The following is a 14,593-nucleotide window of genomic DNA, read 5'->3' as shown; positions in this document are numbered from 1 at the left end:
GATGTCGTTACCCTCAACCCCTTGGTATGTTTACTTATTAGAGTGCCGACGCGGGACTTATGTGGGCATCACCAACAATATCGCTAAACGCTATCGCGCCCACTGTGCGGGCAAAGGGGCGCGTTATACCCGTGCTAACCCACCGGTTGCTCTGCTGGGCGCCCAGCCGTTTGAAGATAGGGCCGCCGCCAGCCGGGCGGAGTATCAGTTGAAACAGCAAACCTCTGTTCAAAAACGTCATTGGGCAACGCGCTGGCCGCTTTCGATAGAAGTGGATTAAGCTAACGTAAAGCTAAAGCGCTCGTTTTTATACGAGCCTGCCGCCTTTCCCGGTTATTCAGGAGCCAACATGCTGACGTTTTTCTCTGAGGATAGTCGTTTGCGCCAGGCGCGAACGGAGCTTCATGACGGGGCACTTGTCAGCCCCTTTGAGTGCCCCGAGCGTGTTGACCTGGTGCTCGAACAACTGCGCCAGGCCGGTTTCGAAGTGCGCGCTCCTGACGCCTATGGCCTTGAGCCGGTATGTGCGATTCACGACGCCAGTTACGTCAGCTTCCTTGAAACCTGCTGGCAGGCATGGCAAGCAGCCGGGCATAGCGGTGAGGCGATCCCCAATATCTGGCCAGCGCGCACCCTGCGTCAGGATAAAATTCCGCTCTCGGTGAGTGGCCAGCTTGGCTACTACGCGCTTGCGGCGGAAACCTCTATCTGTGAAGGCACCTTTGAAGCGGCCATGGCGAGTAAGGACGCCGCGTTGGGTGCTGAGGAATATACCTTGGCCACGGGAGAGCCCAGCTTTGGGTTGTGCCGCCCGCCGGGGCACCACGCTGCATTTGACCAGTTTGGTGGCTACTGCTTTTTTAACAATGCCGCGATTGCTGCCCAGCACGCGCTGGATGCAGGCCGACGCCGCGTGGCGGTGCTGGATGTCGACTTCCACCATGGCAACGGCACCCAACAGATTTTCTATGCGCGTAACGACGTTCTATTTGCTTCGCTACATGGCGACCCTGATGTGACCTTTCCCTACTATCTAGGCTACGCCGATGAAACCGGTACGGGCGAAGGGCAGGGCTTCAACCTCAACTACCCGATGGCGCCTGGCACCAGCGTAGCCACCTGGATGCAAACGCTGGAGCAGGCGCTTATTGCCATCAAAACCCATGAGTGTGAGCTGTTGATCGTATCGCTCGGCGTGGATATCTTCGAAGGCGACCCTATTAGCGCGTTCACTTTCAAGCGCGATGACTTTATTGCCTTGGGCAAGCGTTTGGCAGAAGCCGGTCTACCCACCACCTTTTTAATGGAGGGAGGCTATGCGGTTGAAGAAATAGGTGTCAACGTCGTCAATGTGCTACAAGGGTTTGAGCAGATAAACTCGCGAGATAGATGACAGCTGGCCTTTATTAGGGCAGGCTAACGCCCCCACTAACGGGCAGGGAGCGCAGGCGTGGCAGTTTACGGCGGTATTCAGGGGCATGAATTGGAGCGTTGGCTTAATGCGTTAACCAACGCGGCCTACGACCGGCGCTGCCCGCTTTCCAAGGTGCATGGCGGCAATGCCCGTGCGCGCACCGCCCGGCAGGACCTGCTTTACTTGGCCCACGGCTTTCGCGGTGGCGAGCAGAGCCGTGACGTAGTCGCCGACGGCCTGGGTCGTTGGTGTCAGCACTACCTCACCGAAGCCGAATGGTACGTACTGGTAGGTGATAGTGCGAAGCCTCGCACCACCCGCCAATCCCCCGTGTCTTCCAGCGTTTCCCATGACGAAGTGGATGATGCACTTGAGGTGTTAAGGCAGCACCGCGTGGGCTGAAATAGCCCATGACGCGGGGCAAATCGCGCTGATACAATGGATGCATGAACAGTGCTTCTGCCACTTCCGTTACTGCTTCGCTCGACGACCCCTTCTACTACCTGACGAACTTCCGCTTCGTGCTGGGGTGGGTGGGTGAGCGCCACGCTGACCTTCTAGATACCGACGAACTCACCTTTATAAGCCGCTTTGATACGCTGCCGCGCTCTTCCCAGGCGTTGCTTACCCGTATGGTAATGCGCAAGGGCGAGCTGTTCCGGCTTTACAAACTCAACTACCCGGAAATAGGCGACACGGCAGATGCCCTCGCACCTTTGGCCTCGCTTGGTTGGGTGGATACTGCCCCGGCGCTGAGTGTGAATGAGCTGTTTCATCAACTGCGCTTGGCCGAGCTGCGCTCAGCCTTGGCAACGCCTATACGCGATGCGGGGCTGCCCGCGTCTGCTGGCAAAGCGGTACTCCAGGCCACGCTAACGCCCCAGCTCACTGAGATAAAACCGTTAACCGAGTGGTGGCCAAAAGCGTCGGACAGCATCGTGCGCCTTAACGTAATGGACGTGTGCGACCGGTTACGGCTGATGTTCTTTGGCAACCTGCGCCAGGACTGGGCCGAGTTCGTGCTGACGGAGCTTGGGCTTCAGCGGTTTGAAAAGGTACCGTTCACCGCCGCCTCGCGTGCCTTTCAGAAACGCGAAGAAGTGAATGCTTACTTCGTCTTGCATAGGCTTAGGCAGCGTCTTGAAGAGGGCGAGCCACTTGAACATCTACAGCATGAGCTACCGCCCAAACCCGCTAACGCCTGGTTAGCGACTCGGCATGCCCGCGTGGTGTTGCAGATGGGCCGCGAAGCGGAGCGCAGTGGCCAAACCGAGCAGGCCATTTTACTTTATGCACAAGCGGGTAGCAGCGAAGCCCGCGTTCGCCAACTGCGCGTATTGGAGCGGCTGGGGAGGTATCAGGAGGCATTTGAGCTGGCAACGAATGCCCAGCGACTTACGCCCAATGAAACCGAAGCTCAGGCACTCGCTCGGTTGCTGCCTCGGCTGCGTAAAAAGTTGAAAATGGAGGCGCAGCCGCCGGTGCATGAGCCCGCCTACACGCGCTGGGAGTTAATGCTTCCCGGCCCTCAGCCGGTAGAGCGCGCCGTTGGGCAGCACGTCGGCACACCTGAAGCGCCGGTGTACTATGCGGAAAACATGCTAATCACCGGCTTGTTTGGCCTGCTCTGCTGGCCCGCTATCTTTGCTCCTCTGCCAGGGGCGTTTTTTCATCCGTTTCATAGCGGGCCTGCGGATCTTTATCGTGAAGATTTCGTCGCTCGGCGGCGTGGTTTGTTTGATAAGTGCCTGGCACAGCTAGAGGATGGCAGCTACCGGCAGACGATTCACACAACCAGGCAGCAAAAACACGGCCTGGCGTCCCCCTTTGTGCACTGGCCATTGCTGGATGAAACGCTTTTAGCGCTGGCGCTTGAGTGCCTGCCTGCCGCCCACTTGAAAGCCTGTTTTGAACGGCTTTTACAAGACCTTAAAGCTAACCGGGCAGGGTTGCCCGACTTGATCCAGTTTTTACCCAACGCACCGAAGAATGAACCCCGCTATCGGCTTATTGAAGTGAAAGGCCCTGGTGACCGGCTTCAGGATAACCAGCGCCGCTGGCTGGCATTTTTTCATCAGCATCGTATTCCGGTTGCAGTATGTTACGTGCAGTGGCTGGCTGACTCGCTAGGTACGTTATGAGTAGCGCTGCGGAGTATCGGATAGCCGTTCGCGCACTGTGTGATTTTACCGCCCGCGAGGGTGACCTGGATCACCGCTTTACCCCTTCGCCCAGTGCTCAGGAAGGCATGGCCGGGCATCGCCTGGTGGCCAGCCGCCGAGGCGATGACTATATTGCCGAAATGCCGCTTTCCGGTACCTACAAAAGCCTGGCCGTCACCGGACGCTCTGATGGGTACGATCCTGCCGAAAACCGTTTGGAGGAGGTCAAGACCTACCGCGGTAGCCTTGAGCGCATGGCCGACAACCAGCGCGCGCTGCACTGGGCGCAGGTAAAAATCTACGGCGCCCTGTTATGCAAAGAACGCGGCCTGGATGAAGTTACGCTGACGTTGGTGTATCTGGATATCGCCACTGAAAAAGAGACTTTGCTTAGCCAGAAAGCGCGAGCATCTGAGCTTGAGGCGTTTTTTATCACCCAGTGCGAGCGCTTTATTGCCTGGGCCGAACAGGAAGCGGTGCATCGCAAGGCGCGTGATTTAGCGTTAACAACACTCAGCTTTCCCTATGCCACGTTTCGCCCCGGCCAGCGTGAGCTTGCCGAAGATGTTTATAAGGCCGCCAGCACCGGGCGCTGCCTGCTGGCCCAGGCGCCTACCGGGATCGGCAAAACGTTGGCCACGCTGTTTCCCATGCTCACCGCCATGCCTCGTCAGCAGCTTGATCGGATTGCTTTTCTGACCATGAAAACACCCGGGCGCCGCTTGGCGTTGGACGCCCTGGCTCAGCTTCGCTCTTCTGTACAATCCGCCGAACATTCTGATAACAGCGCGCCGCGTGTGCTGGAACTCATTGCCCGTGAAAAAGCCTGCGAGTACCCCGGAACCGCCTGCCATGGTGATGCCTGCCCGTTAGCGGCGGGCTTCTATGACCGCCTGCCCGCTGCACGCCAGGCCGCCGTGGCTGAAAGCGGGTGGGACCGCGAAACGCTGCGCAAGTTAGCGCTTACTCACAGTGTTTGTCCTTATTACCTGGGCCAGGAACTGGCGCGCTGGGCCGATGTGATTGTGGGCGACGTTAACCACTGGTTTGATCGCCATGCGCTGCTGCATGGCCTGGCACAAGCTAATGATTGGCGAGTGGGATTATTGGTGGATGAAGCGCACAACCTGGTTGAGCGGGCACGTGGCATGTATAGCGCCGAGCTTGACCAGCAGCGTTTTAATCGCGTTAAGCGTAGCGCCCCGAAAGCCCTGAGCCGCTCATTGGCAAGCCTGGGTCGGCAGTGGCAGGCCGTGGTGAAAGATGTCGCCGAAAGTAAGCCGGATGATGCTGAGCGGGAAGGCTATCACCTGCTTGAGTCGCTACCCGATAAGCTGGTGGGCGCCCTTCAGAACGTTGCCGCCTCGATCACCAACCACCTGGGCGAGCACCCCGAAGATATCTCTTATGAGCTGCAGGAGCTGCTGTTTGAGGCGCTGGCATTTTGCCGCCTGGCGGAGAATTTCGGCGATCACTCGCTGTGTGATCTCACATTAAAAGGCCGAGGGAAGGCGCTAATCGGTCTGCGTAATCTGATACCGGCAGACTTTTTAGCGCCACGCTTCAACGCTGCGCATAGTGCCGTACTGTTCTCAGCCACCCTAACGCCTGCCCATTATTACCGTGATTTGCTGGGCCTGCCAGCGCACACGGTGTGGCGCGAAGTGTGCTCGCCCTTTGTGGCCCGCCAGCTTGAAGTGTGCATTCGCCGGGATATCTCGACCCGCTTTCGCGACCGGGAGGCATCGCTTGCGCCGATGGTGGCCGAAATGGCCCAGCAGTATGAGCAGGCGCCGGGCCACTATCTAGCATTTTTTAGCAGTTTCACCTACCTCAATGCCGCGCTTAAGCTGTTTTGTGAACAGCACCCTGACATCCCTGCATTTGCCCAAACGCCGGGCATGCGTGAAGCCGAGCGCGAAGCGTTCTTGCAGCGTTTTACGCCGGGTGGGCAGGGCATCGGCTTTGCGGTGCTGGGCGGCGCCTTTGCTGAAGGTATCGACCTGCCCGGCGACCGACTGATTGGTGCGTTTATCGCAACGCTTGGGCTGCCGCCGTTTAATGCTTTCAACGAAGCCCTTAAAGCGCGCCTCACGGCACGGTTTGGCCAGGGCGATGACTACACCTACCGCATTCCGGGGATGATCAAGGTGGTACAGGCCGCCGGACGGGTGATCCGCAGCCCCTCTGATGAAGGGGTTGTGGTATTAATGGATGATCGTTTTGCCCACACCCGCGTGCAGGCGCTATTACCCAGCTGGTGGGCGGTAGGCGGATCATCATTTTGATAACCAACGTGATAACCAGGGACGCAAGTGAATGGCGGATTTGTTGTGGTATCAGTATGCGTTGATCGGGCTGATTTTTGCCTGGAGCGGTTTTGTCAGAACCAGCCTGGGGTTTGGCGGCGCGGTGCTGGCGTTGCCGTTTCTACTCTTGGTGGTTAACGATCCACTACTTTTCCTGCCAATTATCGCCATTCATCTGCTGATCTTCTCCAGCTGGATCGCTTGGCAGGGTAACCGCCAAATAAAGCGAGAGAGTGGCAACGCGTCGGCACAGAGCAATATTGATTGGGCCTATTTACGCAAGGCCCTGAAAATTATGATCATCCCCAAGCTGGTTGGCGTGGTGGGCCTGTTAACGCTGCCTGCCTCTATCATGACCAGCATCATTTTCGGCATCGTGCTGGTCTACGCTGTTGGCTATGTGCTCAATAAGCCGTTTCAAAGCAACAACAGGTACGTCGACTATGTGCTGCTGGCCCTGGGCGGCTATGTCAGCGGTACGTCGCTGATTGGTGCGCCGCTGATTGTGGCGGTGTTTGCCTCACATGTCGCCAAGGAGCAGCTGCGCGATACCATGTTCGTGCTGTGGTTCATTCTGGTCGTGATCAAGATGATCTCGTTTGTGTTTGCCGGTGTGGACCTACAGCTGATCCATCAGCTATGGCTATTGCCCTGTGCGTATGCCGGGCACCTGGTGGGTGAGCGGGCGCACCGCTATATCATCAAAGCCGATACAGGCGTGTTCTTCCGGGTGCTGGGCGCGGTGCTGATCTTTGTCAGCATCATAGGGTTGGTATTTTCGCCTTCTTGATTATCGGCTTGGTATGAAAACGTTGCTACCGCTTAAAGCGTGCTGTCGGCGCGTAGCAGCGTCCTGCTCAGGATCACCAGTATCACCGCCAACACGCAGCAGAGCACGGCCATGCCGGTATAGACATTGCGCAGTGACTCAAGCCAGGTAACCGCAGGGGCGACCGCAATGGGCGAGATAAACTGACCAAGAAAGAAGGTAGCGGTAAAGCCACCAAACACGCGGCCACGCACTCGCTGTGGCGTAATACGCATCAGCCAGGCCGTGGTGTTGGGCATAAAGGCGCCCAGGCCAAGCCCCGAAATGGCCGCGCCGACAATCGCCATGGCATAACTCTGCGTAAGGCCCACCACCAGAAAGCCCAGCGCGGCCAGTACAAAGCCCGCTATATAGATCGTCATGACCGACAAAAAGGGTTTGTAGTAGCCATAGCAGAACGACACGATGCTGGCGGTAAAGGCGGCGGTCGAGAGCGCAATGCCGATGGCTAAACCGCTGACCTCACCCTGCTCTGAAAGTAAAAAAGGCAGTTGCGCCGGAAACATGTAAAACATCATCATGCTCAGCATGCCCGCCAGATAGGCAATCCCGGTGCGCATATAGTCGACCTTGACTGGCGCGTTGACGCTGCCTGCCTGCGCATTGCTTTGAAGCTTAGGCGCCTTGAGCATCGCCCAGGCATAAGGCAGTAGAAACACCCCGGTTAGGTAAAGCAGGAAAGGCCCCCGCCAACTCCAGTCGGAGAGTAGCCCACCCAGATTAATAAACACCACGCCACCGAGCGCCATGCAGCTACTTTGCAGACCCAAAAAACGCACTCGCTCGGGGCCATCAAAATAGTCGCCAACTAGCGTAGTACTAATACTTAAAATACCGGCCACGGCGATGCCCATCAGCGCCCGTGATGCTAACAACAGGTTCACGCTATCAATCAAGAAGCCCGCTCCACCCGCCAGGCCATAAATGGACAACATCATCAGGAGTAGAGGCTTGCGCCCAAACCGGTCGGCCAGATAGCCCATTAGCGGGCTGAACAGCGTAATCATCAGCGCAGGAAGCGTCAGGATCAGTTGAATCAACACCTGCGGATGATCCGAAAAATGGCGGCTGATACCCGGCAAAGCAGGCGCAATAATCGCACCCGACATCACCGTCATGGTGCTGGCAAACAGCAGTACGGCTTTGGTATGGGTTAAATGGTTGATGGTGAGCTTCCCTAGATGAACATCGAGATGGCAAAGGCACTGATAATAGCACTGTCGTTAGCAAGCTACTATTTTACGTCAGGAAGTAAGGGAGGGGGCGGCCCGCGTTGGCGAGTGTTAGTCGAGTTGCATAAAAGAGAGGTTGGGGAGACTGCGAATTTCAAGCGAACTTGCGTGTGCACAGAGGCTGATGGTCCAGCCTTGCTGCTGCCATTGCCAGGCATGAACATTGCCCCTAGGGGCTAGCCGCTCAAGACGGGTGCTCAATACATGGCTTGAAGGAGTGCCGGACAGGCTATCCAGCTTGAACAGCGCTTCGTGGAGTGTCCATGCGCGGTAAAAGGCGTCTAGAGGTACAGCGGACTGATGTATCTTGCGGCGTACGTCGGCCTCAGGCAGGCACGCCACCAGCTCGGGTAGGCGTTTTTTATGTCGCAGGCGAACATGCTCTATATCAATGCCCACAGGGACCGTGGCGATACCGGCAATCACGCGGTTGTCGCGGTGGGCGAGGCACGCTTTCCAGGGGAGCGGCAGCGCTGGATGCCACGGCGCGCCGCTGCCTCTGGGAGACCACTCACTAACGGGGCAGTGGTAGCCGCGCGCATCGGCAAGCCTGGAGAGAAGCTCTCTGCCCAGCGCCGATAAACAAGCCCCGCTGCTGTGAGCGGGGGCTTGGGCCAACACAATGTCTAAATACGCGGTCATTAGTCGGCTAGCGTGACAACGTCACCTCGCAGCGCGACACCGGCCATAAGCGCCCCTGCATGGCACTCATACTCACTGGTCGAGGACATCGGCTGACGGTCATAAAAACTCTCAATGTTAACCACCGCATTACCGCCTTCCGCTTTGACGCGGTCTTGCAAGCTAAGAAGCGCCGAGAGCATGACCCACTCGCAGGCTTCTACATCAGACTTGTTGAAGGCATTGGTCTTTTTATTTGTGACGGCAGGACCATGCTCGGCGGTAATCTCGCCGTGCGGAGTGTCGCCAAAGATAAATTGAATATTGGAATCAAGCCGTGCTCTCGCATCGGGCGTGTTCATTGCGTCCTCAATAGAGAGCATGTGTGTCGTGTCGCGCGCATGGCTCGTCGTGCTTACTAGTAGAGCGCCTAGTAGCACCCCCATTAACATCATTCCTCGGCTCATTTAGCGTTCCTTCTTGCTGGGTTTAAGTACCTGAGAGCAGGTAGTGTGAGTGGCACTGAGTCGTAAGCGATATCAGGGCCAGCGGCGGAAGATCAACGAGGTGTTGATGCCTCCAAAAGCGAAGTTATTGCTCATGACATAGTCACAGTCAATGTTCCGTCCTGGGCCGTTCAAGTAGTCGAGTTCTGCACAGGCATCATCAAGGCGGTCAAGATTGGCGGTGCCGTGGAACCAGCCTTCCTGCATCATCTTGATGGCGACCCAGGCTTCCAGCGCACCGCAGGCGCCTAGCGTGTGGCCGGTGAAGCTTTTAAAAGCGCTAATGGGCAGGTTTGAGCCGAACACCGCGTGTGTCGCATGACTCTCGGCAATATCGCCCCGCTCGGTGGCCGTGCCGTGGGCGCTGACATAACCAATCTGCTCGGGCTGCAAATTTGCATCCTCCAGTGCCTGGCGAATCGCTTGCTCCATCATGCTGGCATCCGGCTGGGTAACGTGGCGGCCATCGCTGTTGGTACCAAAGCCCACAAGCTCTGCGTGAATGGTGGCTCCCCGTGCTTGGGCGTGCTCCAGTTCCTCAAGGATCAGCGTGCCTGCCCCTTCTCCGATCACCAGACCGTCGCGCTCGGCGTCAAAGGGGCGCGGCGAGGTGTGCGGCGCGTCATTGCGCGTACTGGTCGCAAACAGCGTATCGAAGACGGCCGCCTCGGAAGCCGAAAGCTCCTCGCAACCACCGGCAATCATGGCGGTCTGGCGTCCGAAACGGATGGCTTCGTAAGCATAGCCGATGCCTTGGCTGCCAGACGTGCAGGCACTTGAGGTGGTATAGATCCGCCCGCGCACCCCGAGAAAAACGCCGATATTGACCGGTGCGGTGTGGGCCATCATGCGAATATAGGAGTTGGCGTTCAGGCCATCGGTCGACTTATTGATCAACATGTTGCCAAAGTCGGCAATGGCGTCGGGCTCCCCAGCGGAGGCGCCGTACGCGATCCCCATCTGGCCACTGCCTAAGAGCGGCGTATCCAGCAGGCCTGCATCTTCCAGCGCCAGCTCACTGGCACGCGTGGCCATCTGCGCGCCGCGGCCCATGCTGCGCAGCGCCCGGCGATGATAATGCGCAGGCAAGGTAACGTCGCGCACGGGCGCCCCAAGGCGCGTATTGAGGCCGTCATAACTTTCCCAGTCATCCATGTGGATAACGCCGTTTTGCAAACGCTCAAGGCGAGCCTTGATGCTTGGCCAGTCGTTGCCGATCGGCGAGAAACCGGCCATGCCGGTCACTACCACACGGCGCCCCAGCCCGCCCTGGCGTTGTACATTACTTGCCATCAGCACATCCCTCCGTTGACGGCGAATACTTGCCGAGTGATATAGCCAGCATCGGCTGAACATAAAAAGCCCACCGTGGCTGCGACTTCTTCGCTGGTACCGGTGCGTTGCATGGGAATTAACTTGAGCGCTTCCTCGGTAACCAGGTCGTCGGTCATGTCGGTGTCGATCAAGCCTGGGGCAACGCAGTTGACCGTAATGCGGCGTTTCGCCAGTTCCACGGCCAAGGCTTTCATGGCACCGATCAGCCCGGCCTTGGCAGCGCTGTAGTTGACCTGGCCACGGTTGCCCATCATGCCTGAAACCGAGGACATCACGACGATGCGGCCGGGCGCCCGGCGGCGAATCATCGGCATGACGAGGGGCTTCACAACGTTATAGAAACCGTCGAGATTGGTGTGGATCACGCTGTCCCAATCCTCATCAGAGAGCGCGGGGAAGGCGGCGTCGGCGGTAATGCCCGCATTGCAAACAACACCGTAGTAGGCGCCATGCGCTTCGATATCGGCGTCCAGCGCCTGCTGCGCCGCGGCCCTGTCGGCAACATCAAAGCACAGCACGCGGGCGTTGCGGCCCATATCACGAATCTGGTTTGCGACGGCTTTTGCCTCTGCCTGACGCTGACGGCAATGTACGACGATATCGAAGCCATCCCGCGCCAAGCGTAAGGCGATGGCTTGGCCGATACCGCGGCTTGAACCGGTAACCAGGATGGTATTCGTCATTGAGTTTTTCCTTGTTGCATCATTTCCAGCGCCTGTTGCGTATCGGGCTGAAACACGTTGAGTGTGGCGTTAGCGATCAGCTGTTGCTGAGCGTCTAGCAAGCGCCCCTGAAACGCGCCCAGGCCATTATCTGCCCGAAAATCGAGCCCTACTTCGATGCGTATCGGCTGGTCGAAGTTAAAAAACGGCTGCTGGCACTGATAACGGCGCGTGCCGAGTAGAAAGCCAATTTTCGGCGTATCGCCTGACGTCACGGACTGCACACCCGCCCACGCGGCAACGGCCTGGGCAAGCCACTCTAACCCGACCCAGCCGGGAATGCCGTCTGGTGTGGCAAACAGGTCGTCGGGTTGAGGTACGACGCGGGCATGCAGGTGTTCGTCACCCACGGCCAGTAGCGTATCCAGAAGGCACATGCCCAGGCGGTGTGGCACGTACGGCGCGATATCGCAGGGCAGGTCAAGCCGTGCGGGCATAAGTGAATCATTCATTGAAACGTTCCAGCAACAAGGCGATGTTATTACCCCCGAACGCGAAGGCATTGCTGATCGCGCGACGGCCGTGATGAGTCGTCGCCTTGGCGTAATTCAGTAACGGAAGTTCTGGGTCGACGTCACTATCGTGAACCTGGGGCGGCAGGCGCCCCTCATTGAGCGTCAGCCAGCAGAACGCCGCTTCGAGCGCGCCGCAGGCGCCTAGCGTGTGCCCGGTCAGGGCCTTCGTTGAACTGCACGGTAGCGTATTGCCGAAAAGCGTTGCGACTGCCTTGGCTTCCATGCTGTCGTTCTGGCGCGTGGCGGTACCGTGCAGATTGAGATAATCAATGGCCGTGGCGGGCAGCTGTGCCATGGCAAGCGCGGCTTGCATCGCTTGAATGGCCCCCTGGCCATCTGGCCGTGGAGCGGAAATATGGTAAGCGTCGCTGCTTTCACCGTAACCACTGAGCTGAATGCCGCCGGTTTCTGCCGTTACCAGAAACAGTGCGGCGGCTTCTCCAAGGTTGATACCGTCGCGCTCGGCTGAGAAGGGCTGAGAAGGACGGTCGCTAAGCGCCTCAAGCGAGGCAAACCCGTTGACGGTCAACCCGCAAAGACTGTCAGCCCCACCGGCGATAACCGCATCGCACGCGCCGCTCGCCAGCAGGCGTTTGGCGCTTGCCAGGGCGCGCGCACTCGACGTACAGGCGGTAGAGAGCGTGTAGGCGGGGCCGTCCAGGCCGAGCCACTCGGCAACAAAGCGGGCTGGCGCGCCAATTTCATGGCGCTGGTAATGAAAGTCGTCGGGCCAGTGGCCATCTCTCTGGCGCTCGGCCAGCGCTGTTTCGGTTTCGCCGATGCCGGAGGTACTGGTGCCGAGCACCACGCCGATACGCGGCTGGGGGTGCCGCTTGCGAAAAGCCTCAAGCGTCGGTGCCAACTGCTCCAGGGCGGCGGCCAGCAGCTGGTTATTGCGCGAACGGTGCGCTGGCGGTAGCGCTTGGGCATCGGGCAGGGAGGTCGTGACTCGGCCTAACGGTAAAGGCCGCCCGGGGGTAAACACGTCGTCATACTCAAGCCCACGACGGCCAGTAAACAGGGCGTCGGCTATGGTGGCCAGATCGTCACCGATCGAACAGACCAGGGCCGGTGGCAGGAGGCGACAAGGAGGCATCTGAGACGCTATCAAGGGGTTAAGCATGGGGCGGTTGTCTGGTCGGTGTCACTAAGGGGCATGATATACAGGCGGTAGCCTGCCTCAACGTCGTCAATGAACGTGCATGCCGAATTACCGCTGATCCGTGCCACGATACGCTGCCGGTAGCGCATCGTGCGGCCCGTCTCATCCTCCTGGATTGACCAGGCGCTGGACCCAAAGGCTTGTTCAATAGCCGGTGCGGGCCACAGGTTCCAGCTCAAACGGCTGGCCAGCCACTCAGCGGTAAAGGGCGGCTCAAAGGCGGCATCCTGTAGAAAGCGGCTGCCGCTATCGTCGTGTATCAGAGTCAGCAGGCGCTGGCCTTGTGGGCTTAGTATGACCAGGCGCAACGTCTTGTCGTCGTGGCGCAGAACGCCAATCATCTCATGGCGCTGGTCATTATGTTCAAACGTCAGGCGCTGCCGCTGCGTTTCCATCGCCGGTAGTGTCGCGAGGCTGGGTACGGTCGCCACCGGCCGCCCGGCACAGCCGAACAGCAGAAGCAGGGCGCTGAGCAGTCCTGCCTGACATGCGAAGCGAAACAACGTGGTGGTCATTTTTCCTTCCCTGCGGTATCGCAGCGCATATCGGTACAGGCCTCTGCCAGACTGTCTAACCGCCGACGGCTGGCGGCAACGAACGGGTTTTCTTCATCCCAGGCGTAGCCGGCGAGCACTGAGCTGATCATGGTGCGTATGCGCGGTATCTGTTGGTCATTGAAGATGATGCGCGGTAGGCGGCCATCGTACCAGGCCTCCACGAATTCACGGAAGGTGGCAACGCCGCGTCGTAGGGGCTGTTCAAACAGGCTATTCCAATCGACGTGCTCACCGGCGAGCTGGCGCTCGACCAAGGGGGCGGCACGCAGGGCCGAATCCAGGGCGATGGTGACCCCTGAAGAGAAAACCGGATCAAGAAATTCACCCGCGTTACCCAGCAGGGCAAAACCGGGGCCGTGCAGTTGCTCGACATCTGCTGAATAACCCTCTAAGCGGCTAACCGCGCGAATGGCGTTCGCATTGGCCAGTAGTTCGGCGAGCCTCGGTTCGGCACGTATGAAGTGCCAGAGGCGCTCCTCATCATTGATACCTGCAGCTTCCAGCGTTGCCCGATCACCTACTACGCCGACCGATGCCCGCCCATTCGTGAAGGGAATCAGCCAGTACCAGATGCCGGGATGCTCAGGGTGCAAACCGATCAGGATCTTCTCGCGGTCGTAACGCGAACAATCAATGTGATCGTCAATATGGGTAAACAGCGCGCAGCGTGATTCAAGCGTCGAGGGGCGGGCAAGGCCGGTGAGGCGCGCCAGGACGCGACCATAACCACTGGCGTCGAGCACAAAGCGTGCGTGTAACGAGCGCTGCTCACCGTTGGCATCGACCAACGTAAGGCTGGGGCGTTCGGGGTCGGCGACAAAGGCTTCAACGCGGGTATCAAACTCAACCTGGGCGCCCAGCTGGCGCGCGCCTTCGATTAAGCGCTGGTCGAAGTCAGCGCGTTCGATCTGCCACGTGGTGCCTGGGCCTGGCGTGAACTTGTCGCGAAAGTCGATGGCCGCATAGCGATCCCGCCAAGTGAAGGCCGCCCCGTTCTTGGTTTGAAATCCGCCTGCCTTGGCGGCATCCAGCAGGCCACAGGCTTCAAGATGGACCATGCACTGTGGCAGTAAACTTTCGCCGATGGAGAAGCGCGGAAAGCGGCTGCGCTCAATCACCCGCACATCCAGACCCCGCTGGGCAAGCCAGGCCGCTGCAGCCGCTCCGGAAGGCCCGGCGCCGATGATGGCGACATCGGTGGTATCTTGGATATTCATGTGTTGCGTTGT

Annotated in this window: 15 protein-coding genes; 6 read left to right on the top strand and 9 right to left on the bottom strand. The window is 58.8% G+C overall.

The genetic code is table 11. The annotated features are described in order from the left end of the window. Nucleotide 1 precedes the first annotated feature (1 nt). The 6 genes from ACT3TJ_RS00290 (at nucleotide 2) to ACT3TJ_RS00265 (ending at nucleotide 6,675) form a co-directional block, all read left to right on the top strand. Nucleotides 2–280, top strand: a complete 279-nt coding sequence (locus tag ACT3TJ_RS00290; RefSeq protein ID WP_087108829.1) for a GIY-YIG nuclease family protein — start codon at nucleotides 2–4, stop codon at nucleotides 278–280. A 69-nt stretch (nucleotides 281–349) separates the two neighbouring features. Beyond that, nucleotides 350–1,393 (top strand): histone deacetylase family protein, encoded by a 1,044-nt coding sequence (locus tag ACT3TJ_RS00285; RefSeq protein WP_193053601.1) that lies wholly within the window; start codon nucleotides 350–352, stop codon nucleotides 1,391–1,393. Nucleotides 1,394–1,450: 57 nt separating this feature from the next. Then, entirely contained in the window at nucleotides 1,451–1,816 is a 366-nt protein-coding gene (locus ACT3TJ_RS00280; protein WP_193053600.1) for a hypothetical protein, read from the top strand. 44 nt (nucleotides 1,817–1,860) lie between these two features. After that, a complete protein-coding gene (locus ACT3TJ_RS00275; protein WP_193053599.1) occupies nucleotides 1,861–3,555 on the top strand; it encodes a VRR-NUC domain-containing protein in 1,695 nt (564 codons plus the stop codon). Next, on the top strand, nucleotides 3,552–5,864 hold the full coding sequence (locus ACT3TJ_RS00270; protein WP_193053598.1) for an ATP-dependent DNA helicase: 2,313 nt from the start codon (nucleotides 3,552–3,554) through the stop codon (nucleotides 5,862–5,864). The genes ACT3TJ_RS00275 and ACT3TJ_RS00270 overlap by 4 nt, the downstream gene beginning before the upstream one ends. Before the next feature lie 31 nt (nucleotides 5,865–5,895). After that, nucleotides 5,896–6,675, top strand: a complete 780-nt coding sequence (locus tag ACT3TJ_RS00265; RefSeq protein WP_193053597.1) for a sulfite exporter TauE/SafE family protein — start codon at nucleotides 5,896–5,898, stop codon at nucleotides 6,673–6,675. A 32-nt stretch (nucleotides 6,676–6,707) separates the two neighbouring features. Here the strand turns inward: ACT3TJ_RS00265 and ACT3TJ_RS00260 are convergent, their stop codons facing one another. From ACT3TJ_RS00260 to ACT3TJ_RS00220, 9 genes are all read right to left on the bottom strand, one after another. Further along, the gene (locus ACT3TJ_RS00260) at nucleotides 6,708–7,847 is read right to left on the bottom strand and encodes an MFS transporter (RefSeq protein ID WP_226912069.1); all 1,140 of its coding nucleotides are present in this window, start codon (nucleotides 7,845–7,847) and stop codon (nucleotides 6,708–6,710) included. Between the two features lie 150 nt (nucleotides 7,848–7,997). After that, entirely contained in the window at nucleotides 7,998–8,588 is a 591-nt protein-coding gene (locus tag ACT3TJ_RS00255) for a 4'-phosphopantetheinyl transferase superfamily protein (RefSeq protein ID WP_193056559.1), read from the bottom strand. Continuing rightward, entirely contained in the window at nucleotides 8,588–9,034 is a 447-nt protein-coding gene (locus ACT3TJ_RS00250; protein WP_226912060.1) for an excinuclease ATPase subunit, read from the bottom strand. Before ACT3TJ_RS00250 ends, ACT3TJ_RS00255 begins: the two co-directional genes overlap by 1 nt. Before the next feature lie 72 nt (nucleotides 9,035–9,106). After that, nucleotides 9,107–10,366, bottom strand: coding sequence for a beta-ketoacyl-ACP synthase (locus ACT3TJ_RS00245; RefSeq protein ID WP_193056558.1), 1,260 nt, complete (start codon nucleotides 10,364–10,366; stop codon nucleotides 9,107–9,109). Continuing rightward, nucleotides 10,366–11,091, bottom strand: a complete 726-nt coding sequence (gene fabG, locus ACT3TJ_RS00240) for a 3-oxoacyl-ACP reductase FabG (protein WP_193056557.1) — start codon at nucleotides 11,089–11,091, stop codon at nucleotides 10,366–10,368. The genes ACT3TJ_RS00245 and fabG overlap by 1 nt, the downstream gene beginning before the upstream one ends. Further along, nucleotides 11,088–11,582, bottom strand: coding sequence for an ApeP family dehydratase (locus tag ACT3TJ_RS00235; protein WP_193056556.1), 495 nt, complete (start codon nucleotides 11,580–11,582; stop codon nucleotides 11,088–11,090). Before ACT3TJ_RS00235 ends, fabG begins: the two co-directional genes overlap by 4 nt. Continuing rightward, complete coding sequence (locus ACT3TJ_RS00230; protein WP_193056555.1) at nucleotides 11,575–12,741, bottom strand: beta-ketoacyl-ACP synthase; 1,167 nt, start codon at nucleotides 12,739–12,741, stop codon at nucleotides 11,575–11,577. Before ACT3TJ_RS00230 ends, ACT3TJ_RS00235 begins: the two co-directional genes overlap by 8 nt. A gap of 11 nt (nucleotides 12,742–12,752) precedes the next feature. Continuing rightward, nucleotides 12,753–13,322 carry a DUF3261 domain-containing protein gene (locus ACT3TJ_RS00225; protein ID WP_193056554.1) on the bottom strand — a complete coding sequence of 190 codons (570 nt, stop codon included), beginning with the start codon at nucleotides 13,320–13,322 and terminating at the stop codon, nucleotides 12,753–12,755. Then, nucleotides 13,319–14,581: an NAD(P)/FAD-dependent oxidoreductase gene (locus ACT3TJ_RS00220; protein ID WP_193056553.1), complete on the bottom strand. Its 1,263-nt coding sequence runs from the start codon at nucleotides 14,579–14,581 to the stop codon at nucleotides 13,319–13,321. Before ACT3TJ_RS00220 ends, ACT3TJ_RS00225 begins: the two co-directional genes overlap by 4 nt. Nucleotides 14,582–14,593 lie beyond the last annotated feature (12 nt).

It is taken from the genome of Halomonas sp. AOP30-A1-24, from assembly GCF_052378165.1.
In the GTDB taxonomy this organism is placed as follows: domain Bacteria; phylum Pseudomonadota; class Gammaproteobacteria; order Pseudomonadales; family Halomonadaceae; genus Vreelandella; species Vreelandella citrativorans.
Note: the sequence above shows the minus strand (reverse complement) of the source record. Positions and strands in the feature narration are given on the sequence as shown.